Below are 24,037 nucleotides of genomic sequence, written 5' to 3'. Positions count from 1 at the left end.
CGGCATGTCCCGTTCAAATACCTATGGAAGCAGCCAGCCGCGCTGGCTGTTTCCTTTTGTGGTGAGTGTCGTTTTTGCGCTCAGCGCCCTGCCGCTCGGGCGGCTTGCCTATACCGGTATCATCTCGTCACTCAATGGTGACATATGGCGGCTTCTCGCTGATCCTGCCCTTTGGGATGCGGCGCTGAACACGCTTTCCACCTCGTTTTTCGGCATGCTGATCTCGCTGGCGATTGGCGGCGCCTTCGCGCTTTCGCTGACGCTCTGCGACATTCGCGGCAAGTCGATTTTAAGCTTCCTGTTCATGCTGCCGATGATGATCCCGCCGCAGGTGACGGCGCTGTCGTGGATCGGCATGACCGGTCCGTCGAGTACGTTGTTGAAGGCCATCGGCCTTGCGCCGCCGATGGGATCGCCGCAGCCGCTTTATTCGATTGCGGGCATCGCGCTGCTGCTCGGCGTGCAGCACGCGCCGCTGGTTTATCTGTCGCTGCGCGCCGGTCTGCTTGCGCTGCCGCAGGATGGCATCGAGGCCGCCAAGCTTTCCGGTGCTTCGCCGCGGCGTGTGCTGTTTGATATCATCCTGCCGCTTTCCACGCCGGGATTGATCGCCGGGGCGGCGATTTCCTTCGTGTCCAACGTCGGCAATTTCGGCATTCCGGCAATCCTCGGCATACCTGGCTCGATCTTTACCCTGCCGACGCTGATTTACAGCCGTTTCGCCAGTTTTGGCACCAGCACATTCGGCGATATCGCCATTCTCTCCACCATGATCGCCATCATCTCGGTCGCCGGGCTTGCTCTTCAGGAACGGGCGATGAAGGGCAGGGATTATCGGATCATCGGCCTTTCCGGCAAGGCCGCGACCTTCGGGCTGGCGCGCTGGCGGATACCGGTGGAGCTTGCCCTATGGCTGGTGCTGTTCTTCATGCTGGTTGCGCCGCTCGCCGCGCTGATGGCAAGCTCGCTTGCTCCCGCCTATGGCGTGCCGCTCAGCCTCAAGACCGCGACGCTGCATGCCTATGAGGAGCTGCTTTATCGCCAGAGCGTAACCCGTACCGCCTTCCGCAATTCGCTGTTTCTGGCAACCGCCACATCGCTTTGCCTATTGGCGGTGACGGTGCTGACCGCCTATTTTCAGGTGCGGGGCAAAAGCCGTTTCATGTTCCTGCTCTCGGCGCTGGTGGATATTCCCTATGCATTGCCAGGCGTGGTTATCTCGGTGTCCTTCGTGCTGCTTTTTGCGGCTCCCATTCCGTTGTTAGGCATCACGCTTTACGGCACGATCTGGATCATCCTGCTCGCCTATTTCTCCTCCTTCTTTGCCGTCAGCCTGAAACCCATGGTCAGCGCCTTCCTGCAATTCGATCCGTCGCTGGAAGAGGCCGCAAGGCTGTCCGGCGCCGGTTTCTGGCGGCGGCTTACGGATATCATCCTGCCGCTGGTCGGGCCGGCGGCGGGCGCTTCAGTCATTCTCGTTTTCCTGATCGCCTGCAACGAGTTGACGGTCTCGGCACTGCTGTGGTCGGCCGGCACGCAGACGCTCGGTGTGCTCATCTACAATCTCGATGACAGCGGCAGCTTCGATCTTGCTTCGGCACTTTCGGTGCTTGTCGTCATCATGGTGATTTTCCTCATGGCTCTGCTCGAAATTCTGGGGCGCTATCTGCCGAAAGGAGTGGTTCCTTGGCGAAACTGATTCTCAACCGCCTGTCGAAAAATTTCGGAGCCGGATCGAAGCCCGCCGTCGATGACGTGTCGCTCACCGTACGCGACGGCGGCTTTCTCGCCTTGCTCGGGCCTTCCGGCTGCGGCAAGACGACGGTGCTGCGCATGATCGCCGGTTTCGAACAGCCGACCGACGGTTCCATCCTGCTTGGCGAGCGCGTGCTGGCCGATGGGGGCAGCATGGTGCCGCCGGAGCGGCGCAACATGGCGATGGTGTTCCAGTCCTATGCCCTGTGGCCGCATATGTTGGTTGCCGACAATGTCGGTTATCCCCTCAAGGTGCGCGGCATTTCCGGTGAGAAATATCGCGAGAAGGTGCGCCAGGCACTGGCGGCCGTGCGTCTCGAAAGTTTCGCGGATCGCCGCCCTGCTGAATTGTCCGGTGGCCAGCGGCAACGCGTGGCGCTGGCCCGTTGCCTCGTTACCGAGCCTGATGTGGTGCTGCTCGACGAACCGCTCGCCAATCTCGACCGGCATCTGCGTCAGGAGATGGAGGAAACGTTTCGCGAGTTCCATATCCGCTCCGGCGCGACGATGATCTATGTCACCCATGATCAGGCCGAGGCCATGGCGCTCGCGACGGATGTGGCCGTCATGTCGCAAGGCAGGTTGCTGCAGGTGGCGCCACCGGCAGAGCTTTATGCGCGGCCGGAGGGACGGCTGGTCGGTTCGCTGGTGGGGCAGGGCGCGATCCTGACCCTGCCTACAGCAGAAGGGGTTTCGCGCGATCTTGACTGGACGGCGCTTCGGGCGGCGATTGAGAGCGGCAGGCACTTGCCGCAGGCGGATTTTCTTGTGCGGCCACAGGATGTGGTGCGGGACGCTGAGGGTGTCAGTTGCACCGTCACTTCGGTCCTTTACGAGGGGGAGCGTTATGCTCTCCGTCTTGACCTGCCGGATGGGCAGGCGCTCAGGGCCTATTCGCGGGAGGCGGTTGCCATCGGAGACCGTTTGCCGGTTGCCATTCGTGCGGCCTGGCGTCTTTAAACTATTGGCGAGGCGGGGCAGGAGCGGCTAAGCTCCTATTCCAGCAACAGGAATGAAACATGTCGCTTCGGCTTGCCACCTTCAATATCGAAAATCTTCTTACCCGTTTTGATTTCACCGGGTTTCGCAACCAGACACGGCGCGACAGGGCGATCCAGCTGTTCGATATCAGGGACGAGGCGACCTATCAGGCGCTTGAAAGCGCGCGGACAGTCTCCTCCACAGACGATACGCGCCAGCTTTCGGCGCTCGCCATAGCGGACGCGGATGCGGATATTCTCTGCCTGCAGGAGGTCGATAACATGGCCGCGTTGCAGGCCTTCGAATATGGCTATCTTTACCGCATGGTCGGCAATGGCTACCTGCAGAAATATCTGGTCGAGGGCAATGACAGCCGCGGCATCGATGTCGCCGTCGTCATGCGCGAGCAGACCCGTGATGGTGACAAAATCGAGGTGGTCGACATCAAGAGCCATGCGGCGCTAACCTATCGCAATCTCGATCTCTTCAATCCGGCGCTGGCTGCGACTAACCAGATCGACGACAAGATTTTCAAACGGGATTGCTTGGAAATAGACCTCCGGATCGGCGGCAAGCCGCTCACGCTTTACGTCACGCATTTCAAATCCATGACCAATTCCCGCGACCCGGTCGATGCGCGGCTCGCCACCATGCCGATCCGCGAGGCGGAAGCCATGGCCGTGCGCCGTATCATCGAAAACCGCTGGGGTGTCGGCAATACACGCAACAAGAATTTCGCCATTTGCGGCGATATGAACGATTATCAGGAGCGTGTGGCGATTTCCGGTGACCGGCGCAACGGCTACGGCTTCACGCCCATTGAGGAAGCGCGGAGCGCGCTCGATGTCTTCACCGCCGATGATTTCGTTACCAATCCGATGCTGCGCCGTGATGTCATGGATCGCTGGACGCTCTATCATTCCCGCGGGCCGCAGGAGCAGCACCTGTGCCAGCTGGACTATATCTGGCTTTCACCGCGCCTGGCCGAAATCAACGCGACTAGGGCTCCTGAAATCATCCGGGCGGGCCAGCCGTATCGCACCATCTTTCCGCCGGGGCAGGAAGTGGAGCGTTATCCGCGCACCGGCTGGGATCGCCCCAAGGCTTCCGATCACTGCCCGGTGGTGATGACGCTGGATTTGATCTAGAACCGCCGGCATTGCCGATCCATGCCAGCATCTATCCGTTGGCGACCTTTGGGAAATAAGTGGCCCAGACGCGGTTGCGGCCGGCGCGTTTGGCTTCATAAAGCCGGTCGTCGGCGATTGCGATCAACTCGTCCCAGCTGCTTATCGCCCGCGCTTCCTGCCACACAACGCCAAAGCTTGCGGTCAGCGACAAGCCGCTTTGCTCATCAATCACCTGGGCTTCGATCAGGCGGCGAAGGCGGTCGGCGGTTGCCGTCGCGGTGGCATGGCTGACATCCTGCAGCACGACGACGAATTCCTCACCGCCGTAACGGGCCAGAATATCGTTCTTGCGCAATGCGCTGCGCAAAAGCCCCGCCGTCTTTTGCAGCGCGAGGTCGCCCATGGCGTGGCCATAACGATCGTTGATCGATTTGAAGTGGTCAATATCGACAATCATCACGCCGAGCGACTGATACTGTTCCTCGCCGCTCAATATGGCACGAACGGCCTTTTCCAGCGCACGGCGATTGAAGACGCCCGTCAAGGAATCGGTTTCAGAGAGCGTGCGTAGCTGCTCGGCCAGCGCGCGCTGCTGGTTCTCCATTTCGCCCTTCTGGCGAAGCTGCTCGCGCAGGAAATCAAGTTCCTCGAACATCTTCTTGACTTCCGGGGCAACCCTGTCTTCACAACGGGTTTCGGAAAGGTCACCGGCGGCGATCGCGGCGATCTGCGCCCGGACGGATTGCATGGGCTGGAACAGCGCCGTTCTATAGACGGAAGTGAGCCGCAGCAGAACCAGAACCGCGATGGCGGCGAGAAGAAGGGATGCTCCACCAAAGACCAGAGCCTCGTTCTTCCTTTTTTCGAGTCTTGCCCGCGTTTCGGAGAGAATGAGGTCGCGCAGCGTATCGGACGAGCGCATGCCGGCAATATAGTTCCTGGAGAATTCAAGAATGCTCGGCTGGGCGGAGGGCATGGCTATCACGATCGTGTTCTGCGCGTAACGCAGTGCCTGACCGAAATAATAGGTCTCCATATCCTGAAACGCCTTGTCCAGTCCCGGCGTCGACAGGTAGGCGGCGGTGTAGTTGATCAGCGAGGCTTTCAGCGACAGAAGGCCCTGCATTTCATTATCGAACTTGGCGCGATACCCCAGCTTATCCTGCCGGTTTGCGCGCAGACTCATCACTACATAGGAGCCGAGTCTGCCAATCCTGTCGCGCATTACGCCGGCAGTGCCGGTCATCGCGATGTCGATCGCCACGTCGGGCGTGACCTTGATGACGGCGCGTGCCGCCTTGCCGCGCAGCAGGTTGACGCTATCGGCTGCCTTGAACATCGATAAAATCGCGTTGGACATGGCGCTCTGGCTGCGCGTGGAAGAAGGGAGCGCGGCAACCCGATCCACCGCTTCGCGGGATTGGGCGAGCTTCTGGCGGGTTTCAGCCAGTGATTTCGCCAGTTCGGGCTGCGTCTTGATTTCCTCGGTGAAGGAAACTTCAAGCTCCGACAGCTTGTCATCCGTCGCCTTGCGCGCAGCTGCAAGCCCCTCGACCAGTTTCGGATCGGGGGCGGGTGCGCCCATCAGATTGTTTGCAGGGCCGCGCTCAGCCGAGATCAGCCATGCGGACTGAAGTGCAGTTTCGAAACGGGTGAGCTGGGCGGCATTGGCGCGGTAACGCAGATAATTGGAGACACTCGGCACCGCGGCGAGAGTGGCCAGCAGAATTGAACTCGCGGCGATGACGATCGTGCCTGTCAGCTGTATTTTCTGTATGCTCGCGCGCATCTGAGGCGTATTTCTCGCTGCAATGGTTATGTTTCATCGCCATCTTACCGGCGCTGCGTAAATACTTCGCTTATTTTCCGGGCCTTTGCCGCGATGATGGTCTTCGAGACGTTAAGCGCATGTGATGTGGAAAAGATATTCGCTGATGCCGTGTCATCAGTTTTTGCTTTACACCAGATCAGAATCTGATAGTTGGCAAGGCACTGGATTGCCCTTGTAGCTCAGTTGGTAGAGCACCTGATTTGTAATCAGGGGGTCACGAGTTCGAACCTTGTCGGGGGCACCAGTATTTTCACTAGCTTGAACCTGTCCCCACCCGCACTTCTGTTGCTCTTCCGGACCGTATCTACCGCTTGATGTGGTAAAGCTTGTGCACGATCGACCAGTTGCCTTCGTGTTCCAGCAGGGACAGGTATTCGTAAAAATCCATCCCATCGAAACTTGTCGTCAGCTTCACCGAGGCGCTGTCGCCCTCCTTGTCGATGCCGATGATTTCGAACGTGGGGTCGTGATCGGGAAGGCCGCGTTCGGTTTTTCGCATCTGGTCAACGAAGTCCTCCAGAGACAGCCATTCGGTCTCGCCCTCGAAGGTACCGACGATGCTGGCGCGGGGATCAAAAACGTCACGCATCAGGCCCTCATCGGCATAGGCCATGGCGTGCACATAGTCCGTGACGGTCTGGGTAATGGTTTGTGGCATCGGATCATCCCTCCCTTCAGATCCAAAAGCCGAGCTTACACCCGTTGGTGAGTTTCCACCATAACCTCCTGAAAACGTGCCCGTTACGCCTTCGCAAAGGTGTTTTACGGATGCCTGCCACAAATACGTCGTGCGGAATGGCGACATGTTTTGCTGCCGCTTTCCACAATTTTGTCCCGCCTGTCATTATAGTCGCCTTGGGTCCGACAAATTTCGGCATCAAGGGCTTTTCCGCCGGTCGTCCTGCGGCGCGTCATGAGGCTTTTATGTGGGCTTTGCCGGTTTAACCGCCGGTGCGGGGTGCCGCGCGGGGTGGATTTGGCCTATGATCCGCCCGCAGGTCTTGTGACGGTGGTATCAGGCATGCGGGTAACAGTTTGCGTTTGAAGGTGTTTTTGTGATCGATCCCTATGTTTTGCTTGGCGTGGAGCGCGATGCCGACGAGGCGGCGGTCAAGTCGGCTTATCGCAAGGTTGCCAAGGCAGCCCATCCCGACAGCGGTGGCGACGCGGATCAATTCGCCCGCCTGCAAACGGCCTACGAGCTTTTGAAGGATCCGGTGCGCCGCAAGGTGTTCGATGACACAGGTTACGACCCGCAGCTTGCCGATGCCAAGGATCTCAAGGGCCTGCTGATGCTTGAAACGCTGGTCAACGAGTTCATTCTGGATGAGCGCGAGCCCGGAAGCTTTGATCCCGTGGCCGCCATGCGCCGCAAGCTGACAGACGATATTCTCAAAAGCCGCTTCCATATTCTGGAACTTGAACGGCACCGCACGCGGGTTCGCAAACATATGGATCGTCTCGGCCGCAAGCCGGAGACCGATGTGCTGAGTTCCATGCTGCGCGCCCGCAGCCAGTCGATCGCCGAAGCCATCCGCAATGCGGAAGCCCAGATCGAGGCAATCGAGCAGGCCTATACGATGCTTGAGGGCTATTCCTATGAGCTGGAGACCATGGTGCTTTCCGAGCCGCTGCTGAAGGGCGAGGCGGCGGAATAACCGCTCTTCAGGGACCGTTGACCAGTGCGAGAATGAGCTTGTGCACCCGCCCGCCGGGGGAAAGCTCGTCGCGGTCGAAATCACGGCCGCGCTGGCGCTGCTCGTTGGAAAGCTCGCCCAGCCGTTGCTGCAGGACAACGCGCACCTTCTGGCATTTGGGATCGTTTTCTGCTCGGAGGCCAGTGCTGAAGGCCTCGATTTTTTGCACCATGTCGAGGATATGGTCGCCATGGACGCGTTCATGGGTTTCGACGCCGGAAATGAAGGTTCTCCAGCTGGCGGCAACGGCGGATGGCAATTGCGCCGGTGCTTTCGGCCAAGTGTAGATAATGGTGAGATTGGGCCTTGCTGTGGCCAGAACACAGGCGCCATCTGGCTGCGGACGATAATCCCGCCGCCAGGTCAGCTTGAAGGTCGTGTGGGCGATCGCCTGTACACCGGCGGTCGGGCCGCGTTCGCCGATCGACTGGTATAGTGCACCGCCGGTATTACCGCTGATGGCATAGGTTTTTATCTGCTCTGCGGGTTTCCAGCCGGTGGATTGCGCAGACAACGGAACGGCGCTTAGCAACATCATGACGGTGCTGGTGGCGAGGGCGGATATGGTCTTGGCGGGCACGCATGGATCCTTGGTGATTTGCGAGCCGAAGATAGGCGAGAGGCGGGCTGTCAGGCAAGGGTCTGTGCGATGGGATTGCCAGATGCCTGGCCGGAATATGCCGCATGAAAAACCCCCGCGATGACGGATCGCGGGGGCAAGCTTGCGACTGCAGGGGTAATCAGTCGTCCAGCTTGTCGTAGTCGAGCTTCGGCGCATTTTGCAGCGCTTCCTTGGTGGTGTCGACATAGGCCTTCCAGGTGCCGTTGTCGTTGTGGACCGCGACGGAGGCCGGGTCGAGCACCACGTAGCTCTTGTCTATGCCGAGGAAACCGCCGACGCTGGCCACAAGGCCGATCACCGACTTGCCGTCACCGATGACGACATCTTCGATTTCGCCGATGTTTTCGTTCTGGGCATTGTAGATGTCGAGACCGTCGAGCTGGGAGGCGGTGAGGTCGGTCTTCTGGACATTAACGAACTTCAGCGGGCCGTTGGCCTTGGTGCCCATGGTGATGCCCGGGCCGGACAAAGCGGCATCCGCGCCGGCAGCGGGGGCGGTGGTGGCCGTCTGGGCAAAAGCCACGGAAGAAGAGAGCACTGCCGCGGCAGCGAGCGCGATGACCTTGATTTTCATGATGTTTCTTCCCTTTGTATGCTGAACGTTGCGTTCGGGGAGGAAACGGTGAAGCGGGAATTTGGTTCCGCGTGGGAGGACATGAAAATTTGGTCTATGCTGAAAGACGAAACAGTCGCGAGGCGGGCCGGCAGCCGCGGCGCAGTGAAATCGGGAGAGTGTCATGGCCAAAACGACAGCGGAGAAAGATGCGGGGGATATAGCACCATCGGCCTTCATCGACCGGAAAATTGCGGAACTAGGCGACTGGCGCGGCGATACGCTCGCGCATGTCCGAGCGCTGATCAAAAAGGCCGATCCGGAGGTGATCGAAGAGGTGAAATGGCGCGGTGTGCCAGTCTGGTCGCATGCGGGCATTCTGTGCACCGGTGAAACCTACAGGAACGCCGTGAAGATGACCTTCGCCAAGGGTGCTTCACTCGCTGACCCGACGGGTCTGTTCAATTCGAGCCTTGAGGGCAATATGCGGCGGGCAATCGATTTTCACGAAGGGGATGTGGTGGATGAGGAAGCGCTGATAACGTTGATCCGGGCTGCCGTGGCGTTGAACGCGTCGGTGAAAACCGGAAAAAAGCGGGCTGGGAAATGATCAGGCTGATCCGGCAGTAAGAAGACAGGCGGGTTCCTCAATCTTGCGCGACATCCGCTGCCTTGTCCCATTCGCTGTCGATGAATTTCAGCGCGTCGATGATCGAAACCTTCCACACAGACCAGACGTGATCGCCATCGGTCACCCGCAGTTCGGATTTGCGCTTGTCGGCCTGTAGCGTCTCATACAGGGCGATGGCGCCGCGCCAGAGGAAGAAGCCGTCATCGTCGCCGACGGTCAGATAGGTGGCGGGAAGATCCTGGCTTTCGGCGACGTGCTGCGCGACGAGGGTGAAGACGTTTTTTTCATTAAAGAGCCTTGCATCGAAAGGTGTGCCGAAGGCGCCGGAAAAATGATCGCCGGTGGAAGGCAGCACAATGCCGCTGGTGACGGTGGTGGGGTCGATGCGATGGAAGAAGGCGCTGTCCTGAATGAGCTTCAGTTCGGCGGGCGTCTTGTCGAGATCGGAGGCGGGCACGTTCTGCCAGATTGCGCCAGACAGGCTGGCGACGGCGCCATAGAGGTCTTCGTGGCCATAGGCGAGATGCAACGCGCCGAAACCGCCCATGGAGAGGCCGGCAATGGCGCGGCCTTCACGATCCTTGCGCACCGGCAGGTTTTTTTCGATCTGGTGGCGCAGATCGCCGGTCAAGGCCGTTTCATAGTCGCCGGGACCACCGACGGCGGCGGAATCGACGTACCAGCTGTTTTCGACACCGGGCATTACGACCACCAACGGACGGATGGCGCCTGCTTCGATGAGCGTGTCGAGCGTCTTTTCGATATTGCCGAGATCACGCCAGCTGTTCTGATCGCCATCATGGCCATGCAGGAGATAAAGCACCGGCCAGCCGTTTTCGGGCGGCGTGCCGTCCGGGCGGTAGATGTTGACGGGAAGCGGCACGTTGAGGGCGGCGCTGTGGAAAGTGGCATCCTCGATCTGGCCGGAGAAGGCTGGTCCCCAGGAAAGCAAAAGGCAGAAGGCCGCCAGATTTTTTCGATGCATGCCGTTCTCCCTGCCGCCATTTCCAGAAGATAATCAACATTCGCGGGAACCGCGTGGTCTGGGCATAATGTTGCGGTAATGCTCTCCTTGCAAGTTTGCGGGCGGTCTTATGGCTTCAGCTTCGGAAACCTGGATGCGGCAGCCGTTCATATCGCGCCACAGTCTCCAGGGTTTCATGATGACATTGACATTATCGCGTTTCAAACCATTGCTTATTTTGCTCGTTTTCCTCTCCGGCTGCATGACCACGCCGATTTCCAGTATTCCCAAGCTGATGCGGCTCGATTTTCTGACGATGAATTTCGAGCATGTCCGGGTGGGCTTGCAGCTTCCCACCTTCCTTTCATTACGCGCCGGCGATGCGGTTATGATCATCCGTAGCACCACCGATGGGGTGAAGGACAAGACTGTCGAAACATTTGGGCTGATCGAAGAAAACATGGCTGAGGCTGACCGCGCACGGTTCAACGTAAAACACCGGGCCGGATGGGGCACCAGCGTGTGGAGAATAAAGCCTGAGGATATTGCAAGGCTCACCGCATTACAGGAGAAAGTGCGCCGCTCGCGCATTGAGGGGCCGCGCATCCGCGGCAGCACGGAGATAGAGATATTGCGGGTCTGCGTCGCCGGCGTCCTGCCGAATGGGCCGATCTATTTCTCGACTTATATCAGGCCTGCGGAAAATGAGGACTACATCCCGATGTCCCTCGATGCGGATCTGGTGAAGGTGTTTGGGGCGGCACAGATTGCGACGCGGGTCAGCCGTTGTGAAGGTTAGAACGTATCCGGTTAAACGGATTCGCCGGACGTGCTTTGTCTTTTTTACGCATTTCCGGGCGTAAAGCGGCCGCAAACCTATATTGGAAGCGCTCCGGCCATGATCGGAAGCTGTTCTGCCAGGCACAACGCCGAAGCGGGGGCAAATTTATCGCCCCCGCCTGATTGGTCGTTGCGCATCAGCGGCCCGGCCGCCCCGTCTTCCCCTTGGTTCGGCTTTTGCGCTTCTGCTCACCGGCATCCTCGTAGGAACCAGCGCCGATCTTGCCCCGTACCAGCGGTCTTGGATCGTCCGTCGTACGCTCCGGCTGGCCTTCCAGCAGCGGTGAGAAACGTTTGCCGGGCTCGGTTTCCGGCTTGTCGGGCAGGGCGCCGCGTACGGGTTTTTCGGTTCTGCCCACTGTCATTTCGTCCAGCGAGTTTCTGCGGAACAGCGGCTTTCCAGCGTCCGAACCCGGACCCATCTCGTCCAGTGCGGGTTTGGCGAAGAGGGAGGTTGCGGCGTGTGGCTCACCCCCCTCTGGGGATGAGATCGGCAAGCGGCTGCGTCTGTTGTTTTTTCCGCCGCCTTCAACGGCGCGGGCTTCTTCCTTGGCCATGGGGTCGTCCATGGTGGCCAATTCGGCGGCCTTGAGGCGCTTGATTTCGTCGCGCAGGCGGGCGGCCTTTTCGAAATCGAGGTCGGCGGCGGCATCGCGCATGGATTTTTCCAGCGCGTTGAGATGGGCCTGCAGATTGTTGCCGACCAGATGGCCGCCATCGGCGAAGCCCTTGCCGGAAGTGCCAGAAATATCGGCCCTTACGTGATCGCGCTCATAAACTGAATCAAGAATATCGGAGATCTTCGCCTTGACCGATTCCGGCGTGATACCGTGTTCGGCGTTATAGGCCATCTGCTTTTCGCGGCGGCGGGAGGTTTCTTCCATCGCCCGCTTCATCGAGCCGGTGATATTGTCGGCATAAAGGATGACCTTGCCGTCGACGTTACGCGCGGCGCGGCCGATGGTCTGGATCAGCGAGGTTTCCGAGCGCAGGAAGCCTTCCTTGTCGGCGTCGAGGATGGCCACGAAACCGCATTCGGGAATGTCGAGGCCTTCGCGCAGCAGGTTGATACCGACAAGCACGTCGAAAGCGCCAAGGCGCAGGTCGCGGATGATTTCGATACGCTCCAGCGTGTCGATGTCAGAGTGCATGTAACGGACGCGAACGCCCTGTTCGTGCAGATATTCGGTCAGGTCCTCGGCCATGCGTTTGGTCAGCACGGTGCAGAGCGTGCGATAGCCCTTGGCGGCGGTCTCGCGAATTTCGCCGAGAACGTCGTCGACCTGGCTGCGGGCCGAGCGCACTTCCACCGGCGGATCGATGAGGCCGGTCGGGCGGATGACCTGTTCGGCAAAGACGCCGCCGGCCTGTTCCATCTCCCATGAGCCGGGGGTGGCGGACACCGCCACGGTGAGCGGGCGCATCGCATCCCATTCCTCGAAGCGCAGCGGCCGGTTGTCCATGCAGGAGGGCAGGCGGAAGCCATATTCGGCCAGCGTCGCCTTGCGTCTGAAGTCGCCGCGATACATGCCGCCGATCTGGCTGACGGAAACGTGGCTTTCGTCGATGAAGAGGAGGGCGTTATCAGGGATATATTCGAACAGGGTCGGCGGCGGTTCACCGGGATTGCGGCCGGTTAGGTAACGCGAATAGTTCTCGATGCCGGCGCAGGAGCCGGTCGCTTCCAGCATCTCGATGTCGTAGCGGGTGCGCTGCTCCAGCCGCTGGGCTTCCAGAAGGCGTCCGGCCTTTTCCAGCTCGGCGAGGCGGCCCTTCAGTTCTTCCTTGATCGACTTGATCGCGCCGTTCAGCGTCGGGCGCGGCGTGACATAGTGCGAATTGGCGTAAATCTTGACGGATTGCAGGTCGCCAGTTTTCTGGCCGGTCAGCGGGTCGAATTCGGTGATGGAATCAATCTCGTCGCCGAACATCGAGATGCGCCAGGCGGCGTCCTCAAGGTGGGCCGGGAAGATTTCGATGGTATCGCCGCGCACACGGAAAGAACCGCGCTGGAAATCCATGTCGCGGCGTTTGTATTGCTGGGCCACGAGGTCGGCCAGAAGCTGGCGCTGGTCCAGCCGGTCGCCCACCTGCATCTGGAAGGTCATCGCCGTATAGGTCTCGACCGAACCGATACCGTAGATGCAGGAGACCGAGGCGACGATGATGCAGTCATCGCGTTCCAGCAGCGAGCGGGTAGCGGAGTGGCGCATCCGGTCGATCTGTTCGTTGATCGAAGATTCCTTCTCGATGAAGGTGTCGGAGCGCGGCACATAGGCTTCCGGCTGGTAATAATCGTAGTAGGAGACGAAATATTCCACCGCATTGTCGGGGAAGAAGTTCTTGAACTCCGAATAGAGCTGCGCGGCCAGCGTCTTGTTGGGGGCAAGGATGACGGCCGGGCGCTGCGTCGCTTCAATGACCTTGGCCATGGTGAAGGTTTTGCCGGAACCGGTGACGCCGAGCAGCACCTGGCTGCGCTCACCGGAATCGATGCCTTCAACAAGGTCGGCAATGGCGGTCGGCTGGTCACCGGCGGGCAGGTAGTCCGAAGCCATGCGGATCGCGACGCCGCCTTCCGATTTCGGTGGCCGGGCCGGGCGGTGCGGCGTCCATAGCTTGCCGTCCTTGAACAGCGGATTGCCGCTTTCAATCAGTTTCGACAGCGCATCCACTGTGGCGGTGACGGCGCCCGGGGCGAGATTGGCGGCTTCTTCCAGCGACACGTCCATGCCGGCCACCGGATTGAGGCCGGCGGCGGCGCGGGTTTTTGGATCGCTCGACGCGCCGATGGATACGCCGCGCGCAGTTTTGGACGCGGTGGTGTTCTTCGCCGTCTTGGAGGCTGCTTTTTCCGCTTCCTTGCGGGCCTCGATCTCGATCTTCTTGCGGTGCTTGCCCGCTTTCGAGGCGATTTCGCGCTGGGTTTCCACCGAGCCCGCCTCGGCTTCCGCCTCAAGCTGCTTCACCCAATCGGCGACGCTGCCGCTGAGCGGCGCACCTTCGAATGACGATTGCGGAGCTTCCTCGAAGCCCGGGGGCGAGGAGGTGGACTTTTTCGGTGATCTGGCCATGCGCGAAATATGGAGGGAGTCACGCATAAAGGGAAGGGGATGCGGTGAAAAAATGAGTACAAAAAGGAAACGAAGCGTGTGGAACAAAATTCGGCCGGATGCGTTGCGTAGCGGCTGAAAACAGCTTTGCTCAAATCCGTAGAAAATCGATTCCGGTTTTCAGGCGGATGCGCTAGAGCAAATCCATACGGGCAGAATGAGGGTTCCCTTCTGACTGCCTCCTCCTGCCGCATTTCCTGACATCCTTCCCTTTTTTCCAGGACCCATCATGCCGTTTTCAATCAGCCCTGCCCATATCTGGCCTGTCCTGATGCTTATCGCCTCCAATGTTTTCATGACCTTCGCCTGGTACGGCCACCTGAAGCACAAGGGCAGCGCGCTCTTCCTGGCGATTGTCGCCAGCTGGGGCATCGCCTTCTTCGAATATGTGCTTGCCGTTCCCGCGAACCGCATCGGTTCGGAGGTCTATTCCACCGCGCAGCTCAAGACCATTCAAGAGGTCATCACGCTTGCGGTCTTCGCGCTGTTTTCGATCTTCTGGCTGAAGGAAAGCATCACCATCAATCATGTGATCGGTTTTGCGCTGATCGCTTTCGGTGCATCCTTCATTTTCCGGTCCTGAAGACGGACGGAAGAGACCGGCGCTCTGCCGGTCCGGGACCAGTCGCAGCGGATATGAGGTGATGTACCGATGAAAATACGGCCTGCACAAGTTGACGATGCAATGGGAATGGCGGCGGTGCAGAACGAGATATTCTCGGCCGGCCTCAGAAAAGCACCGACGGATATCACGGCGGTGCTGGAGAATTACATCCAGCACGCCGACCGTATCGAATGCTCGGTTGCCGAGGATGAGGACGGACGTATTCTGGGCTTCCAGTCACTGCGTTATGCGCGGGAGGACAATCCCTATGGCGTGGCGCAAGGCTGGGGCATCATCGGCACCCATGTCAGCCCGCAGGCGGCGCGAAGAGGCGTGGGATCCGCCCTCTTTGCGGCAACGCGCAAGGCGGCGGAGGCGCGGGGCCTTCAGAATATCGATGCCAGCATCGGCGCGGACAACATGCTCGGGCAGCATTACTATGAGGCCATGGGCTTCACGACCTATCGTCAGCCGGAAGGGCTGGTCTGCAAGGTTTATCGGCTGGGATAGACGCGGCCTGCTTACGGTCAGCCGCGATTGTCGTTTTCGGAATATTGCAGGCGGGCCTTGCAGATGCGGACATGGTTCTCGTCCGCCCATTGCACCAGCAATTGCATGGGCACCAGAAACGAACGGCCGAGATTGGTCAGTTCATATTCCACGCGCGGCGGCACCTCGGCATAAAGCGTGCGGCGGATGAAGCCATCCTCTTCCAGCCGCTTCAGCGTGCGCGACAGCATCTGCTTGGAAATATCGTCGATCCTGCGGTTCAGTTCGTTGAAGCGAAGCACGCCGCCCTGTAGCGCTTCCAGAACCAAAAGGCTCCACTGATCGCCGATGCGATCCAGTACGTCACGGATCGGGCAGGGTTGCTCGAAGGTGAAGATTTCCTTTGTTTGCGTATCCGTCACTGTTCTTACCCCTTGCCCTTTTTCACCCATCAAGGTCATCGCCATGTGACCAGATCAGCCGCCGCTGACTTCTTGCGGCTATGGTTGCGATATCATAGCTCTCTTTCGCGGTCTATTATTTAGACCGATAACGATAGTGACGAAAGGACAGAAGCCATGGCTAAAATCGCGCTCGTCGGCGCTTCCGGCAATGCCGGCTCCCGCATTTTGAAGGAACTTTCCGACCGCGGGCATCAGGTAACGGCGATTGCCCGCGCTCCTGAAAAGATCGCCAGCCTGCCGAATGTGGTGGCCAAGAAGGGCGATGTTTTCGATCAGGCAGCGCTTTCGGAGCTGCTGAAGGGTCACGATGCCGTGATAAGCTCGGTGCACTTCACTGCCAGCGATTCCTTGAAGCTCATCGAGGCCGTGCGCGCTTCCGGTGTTCAGCGTTATCTCGTGGTCGGCGGTGCCGGCAGCCTTGAAATCGCGCCCGGCCAGCGCGTGGTCGACCTGCCGGATTTCCCGGCCGCCTACAAGGCTGAGGCTACCAAGGGTGCGGAGTTTCTTGATCTGCTGAAACAGGAAAAACAGCTCGACTGGACCTTCCTGTCGCCTTCAGCCGAATTCGTGCCGGGGGAAAGAACCGGAAAATTCCGCATCGGCAAGGATAGCCTGCTCAGCAACGATGAGGGCAGCCGTATTTCCTTCGAAGACTATGCGATCGCGCTTGTCGATGAAATCGAGAAGCCGCAGCATTCCCGCCAGCGTTTCACCGTCGGTTATTGAGAGGTATCATCCATGAATTTCGTAACACGCCGTCTTGCCATCGCCGCTTTCGCCCTCGTGCCCGCTTTGGCGGCCGCGCCTGTACTTGCGCAAACCGCAACACGGGATTTCGCGCAGGAAGAAGCCAACCGCAAACTGGTGATCGAGTTTTATGACACGGTCTTCAACAAGCATGAGGTAGACAAAGGCGCCGCCGTCCTCGTCGACAGCTACAAGCAGCACAACCCGATGGTGCCGGACGGCAAGGCGCCGTTCGTCAACTACTTCACCGGCTTCTTCAAGGAGAATCCGCAGTCGAAAGCGCGCATCGTTCGCAGCGCCACGGATGGCGATCTGGTCTATCTGCACATCCATTCGACGGAAAATGAAAGCGATCGCGGCAGGGCTATCGTCGATATCTTCCGTGTCACCGATGGCAAGATCACCGAACATTGGGACGTGATCCAGCCGGTGCCGGAAACGGCGGCGAACAACAATACGATGTTCTAAGTCGGGCTTTCCTTGATATCGAGGGTGACAGCCGGGATTTTCGCCCGGCTGTTTCCATTTTAGAGCACGCCTTTTTAAACGGCCCGCCTTCTCTGGCGAGACTGTACTATCAGATCCAGCGCCAGCATCACCAGCAGGCTTGCGCCCACCAGCGGGAACATGAGGCCGCCAATGGCGAGCAGGGCGATGAGGCCGCGCAGCGCACGTTTTTCCTGTGGCAAAGGTGGTACACCGAGCGAGCCTTTCGGGCGACGTTTCCACCACATGATGCCGGCTGACACGGCAAGCAGCACGATGCCGATGCAGGCCATCACGAGTACGATCTGATTGGCGAGGCCATATTGCTGGCCCAGATGCACGTTGATGCCCCATTCCAGCGCCTTGCCGAGCGGGCCGTAATCGGCGTAGCTCATATCGATCAGCGGCTCACCGCTATATTGGTCGAGGTGGACGACGCGTTGCTTCCTCAGATCGTCAGGATAGGCGGAGCCGCTATAGACACCGGACGATTTGGTGGGCAGGGCGACGGCGTAACCGGCAGCGAGGCCCAAGCCGTCGAAACGCGCAATGGCCGCATCGATCCCGATCGGTTGGCCGATGGCGGACGCAATGGATTCGGGGATTTTTGCCTGCTCCAGCGACCAGCTTGTTTTGGCCACGTGATCGAGATGGTCGCCGGACATCGGAACATCGGTGCGCACGCCGGCCGGATATCCGAAATTGCTGCCATTCGCCCATTCATTGACCTTTGCGCCCCACACGCCCGACCAGGGCATGCCGGTGAGGGCGAGGAAGACGATGAAAATGCCGACGAAGATGCCGGTGACGGCATGGGTATCGCGCCAGAAGACCCGCTTTTTCGGCGTGCCGCGCAGGGTGACCACACCGCCGGTCTGTTTTCGCGGCCACCAGAGATAGATGCCGGTGGCGACGAGAAGGATCGACCAGCCGGCGGCGATCTCGATCAGATAGCGGGCATAGGTGCCGAAATATTTCAGGCTGTGGAGATAGCGGATCGTCCACATGACGGTGCCGCGATCCGGCAGGGAGCCGGAAACCTCAGCCGTATGGGGATTGACGTAGACGGCGCGCTTGCCATCCGCCGTATTGACGGTGATTTCCGTCGATGCGCCGGGATCGGCCGGGGTCGTATATTTGACGGCAGTGCCTGGAACCGCAGCAAGTGCAGCGGCAACAATTTCGGAAGGAAGCGCTTTCGGTGCGTCTTGAACCATCTCTATCCGCTTCAAATCCGAATGGATGAGGTTATCGAATTCGTCCCGGAAGAGATAAAGGGCGCCTGTGACGGCGAGCGATATCATGAAGGGCAGGACGAAGAGACCGGCATAAAAATGCCAGCGCCACACGGCGCGGTAAAGATTGATGGACGAGGAATGCGCAGGCGCGCGCTCGCCCTCGAAAGAGGTCGTAACGGACATGGATGTCTCCGCAAGAAGAGTGATTTCCGGCAGGCCGGGATTGTTTCAGTTCTGCGGGGGGGTGGGCGGTGCGCGTGGGCGTGATTCCAGGTTCGGCGGCGAGGGCGGCAATGCCGCGTCGAAGTTCAAAAAGGCGACTTCGTCCGTCGTAACGATCCTGTCCGCGCGTTCGACAGGCGTAACCGGAAGGGTGGCTATGGTGGCCGATGCCAGCCGGCACAGCGTTCCGCAGCAGTCGGCGGCAATTTTGCCCACCGGGTCCTGCTTTGCTGGCCCTTCCGGCATATGGCTGGAACAGATGACCTCATCCGCCGCAAGCGCGGCCATGGCCATGTTGCCGCTGGTCAGGCCATTGGCGAGACCCTGCAGAAGGAAAAGCAGGACGGCCAGCGTGGCGATGGCGCCCGCCGAGCTTCTGTCCTGCATGATCCTGCGAATATATCCCATAAGGCCGGAATGCCATAATCGCGGCTAAATGTCACCGCGACACAATGACGGCATCAGGGCGTTGCGGTCTTCAGGCCAACAGGTCGTAGGTGCGGAAAATCCAGGCGATCTGATAGATCAGCGCGAAGACCACCAGGAACCGGTGGAAGCGGCGGTTGCCGATGAAGGCGGCGGACGTGAAAAGAACGACGTAAATGGTTGTACGGATGAGATATTCCGGGCCGAGCGTGGCGAGGTAGTCCTGTCCCTTCAGCAGCGTGTCACCGACATCGGTGACGAAAAGCGCTGCCAGAAAACCGAAGAACCAGCTTTTGCGGGAAAAGAAGTAGTCCTCATATCCTTTATATTCCTTCATGTCGGTGGGAAACAGCAGCACGCAGAGGAAATAAAACAGCGAGCAGAACAGGATAAGGAACAGGAAGGCGCCGAAGCCCAGCACGTGGCCGGTGGCGGAAAGCCGGTGCTCCCACCACCAGAAATGCACCAGCATCAGAAACAGGAACGCCACCCAGCCGAGATGCAGGGGATAGATGCGTTCCTTCTTTGGATGTTGCACGAAACCGGCAAGGCCGGTCAGCAGGCGGGCGAGGCTGAGGCCGACCACCATGCCCATGACGGCACGGATGTGCGAATAGGCTTCCGCGGCGTTGACGGCGGCCTCCATCGTGCCTACTCCGCCGGGGGAATGGGCGTCGGCTGCCCGTTTTCGTCCATCGCCACCATGATGAAGGTGCCGGCGGTGACCTTTTCCAGCTTGTCGAAACGCGAACGCTGTGCCCAGGCCTCAACCGTCAATGTGATGGAGGTGCGGCCGACACGGGCAATGTCGGTATAGATGGACAAAGTATCGCCGATCTTCACCGGCAGTTCGAAGGCCATTTCCTTGACCGCGGCCGTGACCACGCGACAGCGCGAGCGTTCCGCTGCGCGGATGCCGCTCGCCAAGTCCATCTGCGACATGACCCAGCCGCCGAAAATATCACCGGCGGGATTGGCGTCGGCCGGCATGGCAAGTGTCCTGAGCGTCAGCTCGCCGGTCGGTTTGATGGTCTGCTCGGTCATGTTGAAATTTGCTCCTTGCGAAAAAGCGCAGCATGCGTTGCGCTTTGGGATTTCGCAAGGAAGGGAAAGCGTCAGGACGACGCTTTGCCCAGAAATTGCTGCGTTGCGTAAAGGGCGATGGCCGCCGCATTCGACACGTTAAGCGATTTGATCTCGCCGGGCATATCGAGACGGGCGAGCGCCGAGACCGTTTCGCGAGTCTTCTGGCGCAGGCCCTTGCCTTCGGCTCCCAGCACCAGCGCGACTTTTGCGCCGCTGAAGGTCTGTTCGATGGGGGCGGGGCCTTCCGAATCCAGCCCAACCGAAAAGAAGCCGAGCTTGTGCAGCTCGCCCAGAGCATCGGCCAGATTGGTCACCTGGATATAGGGAATGAGTTCCAGCGCGCCGGAGGCGGATTTTGCCAATACGCCTGACTCGGTCGGGCTATGGCGCATTGTGGTGATGACGGCACCGGCGTTGAAGGCAACCGCCGAGCGCATGATGGCGCCGACATTGTGTGGATCGGTGACCTGATCGAGCACGAGGACGAGCGGGCTGTCCTTCAGCGCGCCGAGCCTCTTGACCGGCAGTGGCTTCGTTTCCAGCATCACGCCCTGATGGATCGCCTCGGGGCCGAGCACCTTGTCGATATCCTGCGGGGAAACCATCTCGACTGGGAAGGGCTGGGCGTCCGCCTCGCCGATATCCAGACGCGCAAGGGCATTCTGGGTGACGGAGAGCTTGACGATCTGCCGTTCGGGATTGGCGAGAGCGGCACGCACGGTATGCAGGCCGTAAAGATGCACCTGATCCGGCGCAAGCTGCGGGGGCTTCCAGTCGTCCGCATCGCGGTTCCTGCGCCGCTGCTGCGGCGGAGTGGGGATTTCGCCCCTTTCGCGCTTGGCGTCGCGTACGGCGCGGCGCAGGGTGGCGTAGTGCGTATCGCGGGTGGATTTGTTGTTGGGATCGTCTTTGCTCATGGCGCCTTATATCTCCGCAAAGAGGCGCGCACCAGCCCCCGCGATAATCCACAGGGCTGTAAAGATGTTTGAATTTTTTCCCGAAAATTCGTGAAAGGGCGTGTTGACAGAAACGAACGAGGCCGTCATATACGCGCCACAGACGACGCAACGGCGCTTCGCCGCAGCGAAATCTTAAAGAGCTTGGTAGCTCGATCCTAGCAGAACGCTGGAGGGATGCCCGAGTGGTTAAAGGGGACGGACTGTAAATCCGTTGGCTACGCCTACGTTGGTTCAAATCCAACTCCCTCCACCATTCTGCACGGATCGAAATCACCACCGCGGGTATAGCTCAATGGTAGAGCAGCAGCCTTCCAAGCTGAATACGCGGGTTCGATTCCCGCTACCCGCTCCAGCTATTCTCCCCATAAAATCCATGACGTCGATTAAGCGCTGATTTCACAGCGTTTTGCCTCGCCTATGCAGAAGCGAAACGGTGTTCGCCCGCAATCATCTTACCTGTCGAGCCTGCCGATAATCTGCATCGGAATCTCGGCCATCAGGCCGTCATGGCGTCATCTGTAGATTTGACACCATGTTTGAGCGCTTTGCCGCGAAGGCGGCGTCCGCCATTCTTTGCAATTGAGGTCAAAGGCCGGTCATGGTTCCATGCCGGGCGCGTAACTGATTCCTCCCCGTCGATACCAAGCTGTGATCCGAGAGGCCCATGTCGATTTCAGATACGATTTTTCGCCCTTTCGAGACATTGATACGGCCACTCGAGATTCCCTTCCGCCCGTTGCCGTCGAAAGGCCCCGTGGCGGTGCTGCTGCATTTCATTTCGATGTTTCGCGACGTCCTCATTGCTCTCGCCTTGTCGTCCATGGCGGTGGAAGCCATCAATCTCTCCATCATCTGGGGATTGTCCGTCATCGTCGATGGCGTGACGGCGCAGGGCGCGGAGGTTTTCCTGCGTCATGAATGGCGGCTGCTCGCAGTCCTCGGGCTGCTGATCTTCCCTGCCATGCCGATAGCGTCGTTTCTTCTCAATACGCTCAATTCGCATACGCTCGGCATTGCGATGCCGGCGGCCATCCAGTGGCAGGGCCACAAGGCTGTGGAGCGGCAGGATCTGGCGTTTTTCCATGAGCTTTATGCTGGGCAGGTCGCTTCGCGTCTTTCGCAGGTCTCGTCGGCCGTTCAGCAGCAGATCATCAACGCTTTTCAGACCGGACCGCGTTTCCTGTTGCAAATGATAGGCTCTCTTGCGCTTCTTGCCGCCTTGTCCTGGCAGCTGGCGCTGCCGGTGTTCATCTGGATCGTGCTGAATGTGGGGCTCGCCGTTAAACTGGCCCCCGTCTTCACGGAGCGGTCGCGTCGTTCGGCCAAGCAAAAGAGCCTTGTCTCGGGTGCGATCACCGATCTCTACAGCAATATGCAGATGATCAAGCAATTCGCCGCCGAAGACAGCGAGGCGGGCGCAATCCGCCGTATCCTGAACAAGGCGGTGCAGACGCAGCACAGGGAGCAGCGTGTCTACCGCGCGTCCGAACTGGTTGTCGTGGCGCTCAACATGGCGTTATGGCTGGCAATCCTGTCGGTGGGTTTTTCCGGTCTGGTGAAGGGCTTCATTACGGTCGGAGAATTTGTCGGCGCCGTCTATATATTGCAGCGGCTGTCGGGTCACACATTCACCTTCCTGCAAATGGGCCAGCAGATATTCCAGGCGATCGGCACGATCAAGGATGCCATGCCTGTCATGACGACGCCGCCGACCATTATTGACAGGGCAGGCGCGGCGGAACTGAGTGTTTCGAGCGGGGATATAAATTTCGACCATATCCGCTTTGCCTACAAGGCTGGAAAGCCGGTGATTGACGACCTGTCGCTGACGGTGCGCGGGGGAGAGAAGGTCGGGCTCGTGGGCCTTTCCGGCGCGGGAAAAACGACGCTGGTCAATCTGCTCCTGCGGTTTTACGACATTCAGGGTGGTGCCATTCGCATCGACGGTCAGGATATCCGCGATGTCTCGCAGACGAGCCTGCGCCGCAATATCGGGGTGATTGCGCAGGATGTGGCGTTGCTGCACCGGTCGGTTGGCGACAATATTCGCTACGGCCGACCGGAGGCGACGCTCGAGGATATCGAGCAGGTGGCGAAAGTTGCGAAGGCGGATGGTTTTATTGCTGACCTCGCTGATAGCGAGGGGCGCAAGGGATATCAGGCGTTTGTCGGGGACCGCGGCATCAAGCTTTCCGGCGGACAGCGCCAGCGGGTCGCCATTGCCCGCGTGCTTTTGAAAGATGCGCCCATTCTGATCCTCGACGAAGCGACATCTGCGCTGGATAGCGAATCCGAAGCCGCCATTCAGGAAAAGCTCAATCTGGTGATGGAAGGCAAAACGGTGATCGCGATCGCGCACCGCCTGTCGACCATCGCGAGAATGGATCGGATCATCGTGCTGGATCACGGCCGAATCGTCGAAGAGGGGCGGCCGGAGGAACTGGTTGAGCGGGACGGGCTGTTTGCGCGGCTCTGGAAGCGCCAGATCGGCGGCTTCATACCGGAAGACGAGTGATCAGACAGATATGCGTTTGCCGCAAACGTGTTGGGTGCCACCCACCATTTAAAGTCGCTGTTCTCGAAGCCGGATCAATAGGGAGAAAGACACTGCGTGCGTGTACCCGCAGGTGCCATGTAGCTGTTGTCGGTCGGATGGTAGGACGTGTATCGCGCCGCACACCATTTGACATGGTTTATCTCCGCCTGCGACAGGGCGTAACCATTGGAGGTGGCTTCGTCACCCTTTCCCGCGGCGAAGGCGGATGCAGGGTAGCTGTGCTGGTTCGAATTCTGCGCCTGTTCCGGCGGTTCATAGGCCGGCTGTATGAGGCTCAGCGCATGGGCTGGTATGACGGAAGCGCCAGATAATGCGACGCCAAGAGCGAGTGCGGAGATAGTCTTCGGCATCCTCAACATCGATAAATCCTCGTTATTCGTTCGGGATGCTAACGAAAATTTAGGAAATTCGTTCCGTCAGAGGGTTGACGTCACACGAATACGTGATTCTTCGAGATTGGCGGAAAGGTGGAGCGGCGGGATTGGACCGGCTGCTTCCGGGGCTGTTGGTCATTACGCGTCCACGCGCAAAATGTGAGGCGGCATGACGCCGTCTTCATCAGGACGATGCCGTGTCGCGTGAGCAGGTTTCATTTCCCGTCAATTCGACTTTGCGTCCTTCCCGCACTGCTCGTTGACAAGC

Annotated in this window: 24 protein-coding genes and 3 tRNA genes; 14 read left to right on the top strand and 13 right to left on the bottom strand. The window is 59.4% G+C overall.

Annotation, left to right across the window (positions count from 1 at the left end):
• Window positions 1-4: 4 nt before the first annotated feature.
• The 3 genes from AKG12_RS04365 to AKG12_RS04355 are packed head-to-tail and all read left to right on the top strand — an operon-like array spanning window position 5 to window position 3,884.
• Window positions 5-1,699 (top strand): ABC transporter permease, encoded by a 1,695-nt coding sequence (locus tag AKG12_RS04365; RefSeq protein WP_052817965.1) that lies wholly within the window; start codon window positions 5-7, stop codon window positions 1,697-1,699.
• Window positions 1,687-2,715: an ABC transporter ATP-binding protein gene (locus AKG12_RS04360; RefSeq protein ID WP_052817964.1), complete on the top strand. Its 1,029-nt coding sequence runs from the start codon at window positions 1,687-1,689 to the stop codon at window positions 2,713-2,715. The genes AKG12_RS04365 and AKG12_RS04360 overlap by 13 nt, the downstream gene beginning before the upstream one ends.
• 59 nt (window positions 2,716-2,774) lie before the next feature.
• Window positions 2,775-3,884, top strand: coding sequence for an endonuclease/exonuclease/phosphatase family protein (locus AKG12_RS04355; protein WP_046798135.1), 1,110 nt, complete (start codon window positions 2,775-2,777; stop codon window positions 3,882-3,884).
• Between the two features lie 31 nt (window positions 3,885-3,915).
• Here AKG12_RS04355 and AKG12_RS04350 read toward each other — a convergent pair whose 3' ends face one another.
• Complete coding sequence (locus tag AKG12_RS04350) at window positions 3,916-5,655, bottom strand: GGDEF domain-containing protein (protein WP_052817963.1); 1,740 nt, start codon at window positions 5,653-5,655, stop codon at window positions 3,916-3,918.
• A 210-nt stretch (window positions 5,656-5,865) separates the two neighbouring features.
• Here AKG12_RS04350 and AKG12_RS04345 point away from each other — a divergent pair.
• Window positions 5,866-5,941, top strand: a tRNA-Thr gene (locus AKG12_RS04345).
• A gap of 60 nt (window positions 5,942-6,001) precedes the next feature.
• On the opposite strand, the gene AKG12_RS04340 is transcribed toward AKG12_RS04345, so the two are convergent.
• On the bottom strand, window positions 6,002-6,355 hold the full coding sequence (locus AKG12_RS04340) for a nuclear transport factor 2 family protein (RefSeq protein ID WP_046798136.1): 354 nt from the start codon (window positions 6,353-6,355) through the stop codon (window positions 6,002-6,004).
• 397 nt (window positions 6,356-6,752) lie between these two features.
• Here AKG12_RS04340 and AKG12_RS04330 point away from each other — a divergent pair, with 397 nt between their 5' ends.
• Window positions 6,753-7,355 carry a J domain-containing protein gene (locus AKG12_RS04330; protein WP_046798137.1) on the top strand — a complete coding sequence of 201 codons (603 nt, stop codon included), beginning with the start codon at window positions 6,753-6,755 and terminating at the stop codon, window positions 7,353-7,355.
• 7 nt (window positions 7,356-7,362) lie between these two features.
• Here the strand turns inward: AKG12_RS04330 and AKG12_RS04325 are convergent, their stop codons facing one another.
• Both AKG12_RS04325 and AKG12_RS04320 read right to left on the bottom strand, forming a co-directional pair.
• Entirely contained in the window at window positions 7,363-7,932 is a 570-nt protein-coding gene (locus tag AKG12_RS04325) for a DUF922 domain-containing Zn-dependent protease (RefSeq protein ID WP_409514868.1), read from the bottom strand.
• A gap of 202 nt (window positions 7,933-8,134) precedes the next feature.
• Window positions 8,135-8,590 carry a PRC-barrel domain-containing protein gene (locus tag AKG12_RS04320; RefSeq protein WP_046798139.1) on the bottom strand — a complete coding sequence of 152 codons (456 nt, stop codon included), beginning with the start codon at window positions 8,588-8,590 and terminating at the stop codon, window positions 8,135-8,137.
• 163 nt (window positions 8,591-8,753) lie between these two features.
• Between AKG12_RS04320 and AKG12_RS04315 the strand changes: the two genes are divergently transcribed.
• Complete coding sequence (locus AKG12_RS04315; RefSeq protein ID WP_052817960.1) at window positions 8,754-9,179, top strand: DUF1801 domain-containing protein; 426 nt, start codon at window positions 8,754-8,756, stop codon at window positions 9,177-9,179.
• 37 nt (window positions 9,180-9,216) lie between these two features.
• Here the strand turns inward: AKG12_RS04315 and AKG12_RS04310 are convergent, their stop codons facing one another.
• Entirely contained in the window at window positions 9,217-10,185 is a 969-nt protein-coding gene (locus AKG12_RS04310) for an alpha/beta hydrolase (protein WP_052817959.1), read from the bottom strand.
• Between the two features lie 109 nt (window positions 10,186-10,294).
• Between AKG12_RS04310 and AKG12_RS04305 the strand changes: the two genes are divergently transcribed.
• Window positions 10,295-10,963 carry a hypothetical protein gene (locus AKG12_RS04305; RefSeq protein WP_285277723.1) on the top strand — a complete coding sequence of 223 codons (669 nt, stop codon included), beginning with the start codon at window positions 10,295-10,297 and terminating at the stop codon, window positions 10,961-10,963.
• A gap of 178 nt (window positions 10,964-11,141) precedes the next feature.
• Here the strand turns inward: AKG12_RS04305 and uvrB are convergent, their stop codons facing one another.
• Window positions 11,142-14,078 carry an excinuclease ABC subunit UvrB gene (gene uvrB / locus AKG12_RS04300; protein ID WP_052818344.1) on the bottom strand — a complete coding sequence of 979 codons (2,937 nt, stop codon included), beginning with the start codon at window positions 14,076-14,078 and terminating at the stop codon, window positions 11,142-11,144.
• Window positions 14,079-14,346: 268 nt separating this feature from the next.
• Here uvrB and AKG12_RS04295 point away from each other — a divergent pair, with 268 nt between their 5' ends.
• Window positions 14,347-14,700 carry a DMT family protein gene (locus AKG12_RS04295; protein WP_003507620.1) on the top strand — a complete coding sequence of 118 codons (354 nt, stop codon included), beginning with the start codon at window positions 14,347-14,349 and terminating at the stop codon, window positions 14,698-14,700.
• Window positions 14,701-14,808: 108 nt separating this feature from the next.
• Complete coding sequence (locus AKG12_RS04290; protein WP_082178707.1) at window positions 14,809-15,231, top strand: GNAT family N-acetyltransferase; 423 nt, start codon at window positions 14,809-14,811, stop codon at window positions 15,229-15,231.
• A 17-nt stretch (window positions 15,232-15,248) separates the two neighbouring features.
• On the opposite strand, the gene AKG12_RS04285 is transcribed toward AKG12_RS04290, so the two are convergent.
• Window positions 15,249-15,632 carry a winged helix-turn-helix transcriptional regulator gene (locus tag AKG12_RS04285; protein ID WP_046798143.1) on the bottom strand — a complete coding sequence of 128 codons (384 nt, stop codon included), beginning with the start codon at window positions 15,630-15,632 and terminating at the stop codon, window positions 15,249-15,251.
• A gap of 156 nt (window positions 15,633-15,788) precedes the next feature.
• On the opposite strand from AKG12_RS04285, the gene AKG12_RS04280 reads away from it, so the two are divergent.
• Entirely contained in the window at window positions 15,789-16,400 is a 612-nt protein-coding gene (locus AKG12_RS04280; RefSeq protein WP_052817957.1) for an NAD(P)-dependent oxidoreductase, read from the top strand.
• Between the two features lie 12 nt (window positions 16,401-16,412).
• Window positions 16,413-16,889 carry a nuclear transport factor 2 family protein gene (locus AKG12_RS04275; RefSeq protein ID WP_046798145.1) on the top strand — a complete coding sequence of 159 codons (477 nt, stop codon included), beginning with the start codon at window positions 16,413-16,415 and terminating at the stop codon, window positions 16,887-16,889.
• Between the two features lie 74 nt (window positions 16,890-16,963).
• Here the strand turns inward: AKG12_RS04275 and AKG12_RS04270 are convergent, their stop codons facing one another.
• The 5 genes from AKG12_RS04270 to rlmB form a co-directional block, all read right to left on the bottom strand.
• Window positions 16,964-18,328: a PepSY-associated TM helix domain-containing protein gene (locus tag AKG12_RS04270; RefSeq protein WP_052817956.1), complete on the bottom strand. Its 1,365-nt coding sequence runs from the start codon at window positions 18,326-18,328 to the stop codon at window positions 16,964-16,966.
• A 45-nt stretch (window positions 18,329-18,373) separates the two neighbouring features.
• Window positions 18,374-18,775 (bottom strand): DUF2946 family protein, encoded by a 402-nt coding sequence (locus tag AKG12_RS04265; protein WP_052817955.1) that lies wholly within the window; start codon window positions 18,773-18,775, stop codon window positions 18,374-18,376.
• Between the two features lie 70 nt (window positions 18,776-18,845).
• On the bottom strand, window positions 18,846-19,439 hold the full coding sequence (locus AKG12_RS04260; RefSeq protein WP_046798148.1) for a hypothetical protein: 594 nt from the start codon (window positions 19,437-19,439) through the stop codon (window positions 18,846-18,848).
• A 5-nt stretch (window positions 19,440-19,444) separates the two neighbouring features.
• A complete protein-coding gene (locus tag AKG12_RS04255; protein WP_046798149.1) occupies window positions 19,445-19,837 on the bottom strand; it encodes an acyl-CoA thioesterase in 393 nt (130 codons plus the stop codon).
• Between the two features lie 71 nt (window positions 19,838-19,908).
• Window positions 19,909-20,796, bottom strand: a complete 888-nt coding sequence (rlmB, locus tag AKG12_RS04250; protein ID WP_046798150.1) for a 23S rRNA (guanosine(2251)-2'-O)-methyltransferase RlmB — start codon at window positions 20,794-20,796, stop codon at window positions 19,909-19,911.
• Between the two features lie 210 nt (window positions 20,797-21,006).
• On the opposite strand from rlmB, the gene AKG12_RS04245 reads away from it, so the two are divergent.
• From AKG12_RS04245 to AKG12_RS04235, 3 genes are all read left to right on the top strand, one after another.
• Window positions 21,007-21,091: transfer RNA gene (locus AKG12_RS04245), tRNA-Tyr, on the top strand.
• Between the two features lie 25 nt (window positions 21,092-21,116).
• A tRNA-Gly gene (locus tag AKG12_RS04240) sits at window positions 21,117-21,190 on the top strand.
• 312 nt (window positions 21,191-21,502) lie between these two features.
• Entirely contained in the window at window positions 21,503-23,353 is a 1,851-nt protein-coding gene (locus tag AKG12_RS04235) for an ABC transporter ATP-binding protein (RefSeq protein WP_052817954.1), read from the top strand.
• 74 nt (window positions 23,354-23,427) lie between these two features.
• Here AKG12_RS04235 and AKG12_RS04230 read toward each other — a convergent pair whose 3' ends face one another.
• Window positions 23,428-23,754: a BA14K family protein gene (locus AKG12_RS04230; RefSeq protein ID WP_052817953.1), complete on the bottom strand. Its 327-nt coding sequence runs from the start codon at window positions 23,752-23,754 to the stop codon at window positions 23,428-23,430.
• Window positions 23,755-24,037 lie beyond the last annotated feature (283 nt).

It is taken from the genome of Agrobacterium sp. SUL3 (assembly GCF_001263295.1).
Classification (GTDB): domain Bacteria; phylum Pseudomonadota; class Alphaproteobacteria; order Rhizobiales; family Rhizobiaceae; genus Agrobacterium; species Agrobacterium tomkonis.
The sequence above is the reverse complement of the archived record's forward strand: the minus strand, read 5'-3'. Positions and strand labels throughout refer to the sequence as shown.

Coding starts and splice junctions, on each gene's coding strand:
- AKG12_RS04365 (WP_052817965.1), top strand. CDS start 5: ATGTCCCGTTCAAATACCTATGGAAGCAGCCAGCCGCGCTGGCTGTTT.
- AKG12_RS04355 (WP_046798135.1), top strand. CDS start 2,775: ATGTCGCTTCGGCTTGCCACCTTCAATATCGAAAATCTTCTTACCCGT.
- AKG12_RS04350 (WP_052817963.1), bottom strand. CDS start 5,655: ATGCGCGCGAGCATACAGAAAATACAGCTGACAGGCACGATCGTCATC.
- AKG12_RS04340 (WP_046798136.1), bottom strand. CDS start 6,355: ATGCCACAAACCATTACCCAGACCGTCACGGACTATGTGCACGCCATG.
- AKG12_RS04325 (WP_409514868.1), bottom strand. CDS start 7,932: ATGATGTTGCTAAGCGCCGTTCCGTTGTCTGCGCAATCCACCGGCTGG.
- AKG12_RS04320 (WP_046798139.1), bottom strand. CDS start 8,590: ATGAAAATCAAGGTCATCGCGCTCGCTGCCGCGGCAGTGCTCTCTTCT.
- AKG12_RS04315 (WP_052817960.1), top strand. CDS start 8,754: ATGGCCAAAACGACAGCGGAGAAAGATGCGGGGGATATAGCACCATCG.
- AKG12_RS04310 (WP_052817959.1), bottom strand. CDS start 10,185: ATGCATCGAAAAAATCTGGCGGCCTTCTGCCTTTTGCTTTCCTGGGGA.
- AKG12_RS04305 (WP_285277723.1), top strand. CDS start 10,295: ATGGCTTCAGCTTCGGAAACCTGGATGCGGCAGCCGTTCATATCGCGC.
- uvrB (WP_052818344.1), bottom strand. CDS start 14,078: ATGGCCAGATCACCGAAAAAGTCCACCTCCTCGCCCCCGGGCTTCGAG.
- AKG12_RS04295 (WP_003507620.1), top strand. CDS start 14,347: ATGCCGTTTTCAATCAGCCCTGCCCATATCTGGCCTGTCCTGATGCTT.
- AKG12_RS04290 (WP_082178707.1), top strand. CDS start 14,809: ATGGCGGCGGTGCAGAACGAGATATTCTCGGCCGGCCTCAGAAAAGCA.
- AKG12_RS04280 (WP_052817957.1), top strand. CDS start 15,789: ATGGCTAAAATCGCGCTCGTCGGCGCTTCCGGCAATGCCGGCTCCCGC.
- AKG12_RS04275 (WP_046798145.1), top strand. CDS start 16,413: ATGAATTTCGTAACACGCCGTCTTGCCATCGCCGCTTTCGCCCTCGTG.
- AKG12_RS04270 (WP_052817956.1), bottom strand. CDS start 18,328: ATGTCCGTTACGACCTCTTTCGAGGGCGAGCGCGCGCCTGCGCATTCC.
- AKG12_RS04265 (WP_052817955.1), bottom strand. CDS start 18,775: ATGGGATATATTCGCAGGATCATGCAGGACAGAAGCTCGGCGGGCGCC.
- AKG12_RS04260 (WP_046798148.1), bottom strand. CDS start 19,439: ATGGAGGCCGCCGTCAACGCCGCGGAAGCCTATTCGCACATCCGTGCC.
- AKG12_RS04255 (WP_046798149.1), bottom strand. CDS start 19,837: ATGACCGAGCAGACCATCAAACCGACCGGCGAGCTGACGCTCAGGACA.
- rlmB (WP_046798150.1), bottom strand. CDS start 20,796: ATGAGCAAAGACGATCCCAACAACAAATCCACCCGCGATACGCACTAC.
- AKG12_RS04235 (WP_052817954.1), top strand. CDS start 21,503: ATGTCGATTTCAGATACGATTTTTCGCCCTTTCGAGACATTGATACGG.
- AKG12_RS04230 (WP_052817953.1), bottom strand. CDS start 23,754: ATGTTGAGGATGCCGAAGACTATCTCCGCACTCGCTCTTGGCGTCGCA.